The following is a 1,623-nucleotide window of genomic DNA, read 5'->3' as shown; positions in this document are numbered from 1 at the left end:
CGGCGGCTCACCGCGCCGCTCGGCGCCGACCCCGAGCACGCGCTGCGCCGCCTCTGGACGCAGCTCACCGCCGCCCGGATGACGGAGTACACGCACGTCGTGGCGTTCGGCGGGGTGCTCGCGACGCTGGCCGCGCCCGTCCTGGCCGCGCTGCTGGACGCCTCGCTGATCACGCTGCTCCGGGGCAACGACATCGACGTCGGCCTGTTCTCGATGCGGCGGCGGGGCGCGCTGGCCGACGCGCTGCGCGCCTCGGCGCGGGTCTGCGTCGTCGCGCGCTCGCACATTCCGCTGGTCCGGGCCCTCGCGCCCGACGCGGAGGTCACGTTCGTGGCCAACAGCGTGGACACCTCGTCCTGGGAGCTGCTGCCGTCCGAGCGGCGGCGCGCCGACGCGTGGCGGGCGGCGAACGTCGCGGACGGCCTCCGCACCCTCGGCCTGGTCGGGCAGCTCAAGGCCAAGAAGGGCGTGGACTTCCTGCTCGACGCCCTCCCCTCCGGCGCGTTCCACCTGGTCCTCGCCGGAGAGGCGGACGAGGCGGTGACCGCGCGCCTCGACCGGTTCGCGCACTCGGTGCTGCCGTTCCAGGAGCGGTACGACCTTCCCGCCGTGTACGCCTCATGCGACCTGGTCGCCCTGCCGTCGTTCTACGACGGCATGCCGAACGTGGCGCTGGAGGCCGCCGCGCTGGGCGTCCCGCTGCTGTGCTCGGACGCGGGCGGCCTCGCCGACGTCGCGGACGACGAGATCGGCTTCACCTTCGCGGCGGGCGACGCGGACGTCTGCCGCGAGGCGGTCCGGCGCGCGGTGTCGGCGTCGGACGCCGAACTGGGCAAGCTCGGCGCCGCCGCGGCCGAGCGGATCCGCCGCGACTTCTCCCCGGCCGCCGAGACGGCCGGTTACCTGCGCGTTCTCACCGAGACGGCCGCTGAGCCCCGGTGATCGCCTGCTATGCGCGCGGCGCGGGGCTCGGGCACCTGACCCGCGTCCGGGCCGCGCTGCACGCGCTCGGCAGGGACGCCGAGCCGGTGACGCTGGTGTCGGACTCGCCGTTCGCCGCGCGGGTCGTCCCCGATTGGCCCGTCGTGCCGTCGCTAGCGGACGTGCACGCGGACGAAGTGTGGATCGACGCCTTCCCGGCCGGGATCAACGGTGAGCTGCGCGTTCCGGAGGGCGGGTTCCGGGTCGTCCATCTCGCTCGGCTTCTGCGCTGGCCGGTCTACGAGCGGCTGCTGTCCAACGTCCGTCCGCGGATCGACGTCACCTACGTCTGCGAGCCGCTGGCGCGCGCGCACGAGGAGTACCTGCGCGCGGTCTCCGGCGAGGTGAGACCGCTGGAGCTGGTCGACCCGCCCGCCACCGCGGACCTGGAGATCGACGGGTGGCTGATCGTCCATTCGGGGCCGGACGAGGAGATCCGCGAGCTCGTGGCCTATGCCGCCGACATGGCCGCCGCCGAGGGCGTCCGGCCCCGGTTCACGCTCGTCGCGCCGCGAGCGCCGGACGGTCTGCCCGTGCGGGTCGTCCATCACGACATCTATCCCGCGTGGCCGCTCGGCGCGCGGGCGGAGCGGATCGTCACGGCGGGCGGCTTCAACGCCGTCCGGCAGTTCGCGCCGTGGC

General features: G+C 74.9%; 2 protein-coding genes. Both read left to right on the top strand.

Going from position 1 to position 1,623, the window contains the following annotated elements:
• On the top strand, positions 1 to 942 hold a 942-nt coding region (locus AB0J52_RS39565; RefSeq protein ID WP_500188257.1), incomplete at its 5' end, for a glycosyltransferase family 4 protein.
• On the top strand, positions 939 to 1,623 hold a 685-nt coding region (locus AB0J52_RS39560), incomplete at its 3' end, for a hypothetical protein (RefSeq protein WP_500188255.1). The genes AB0J52_RS39565 and AB0J52_RS39560, both read left to right, overlap by 4 nt.

Origin of the sequence: Spirillospora sp. NPDC049652 (assembly GCF_040675125.1) — a bacterium.
In the GTDB taxonomy this organism is placed as follows: domain Bacteria; phylum Actinomycetota; class Actinomycetes; order Streptosporangiales; family Streptosporangiaceae; genus Spirillospora.
This window is presented reverse-complemented; position numbering and strand designations above follow the sequence as displayed.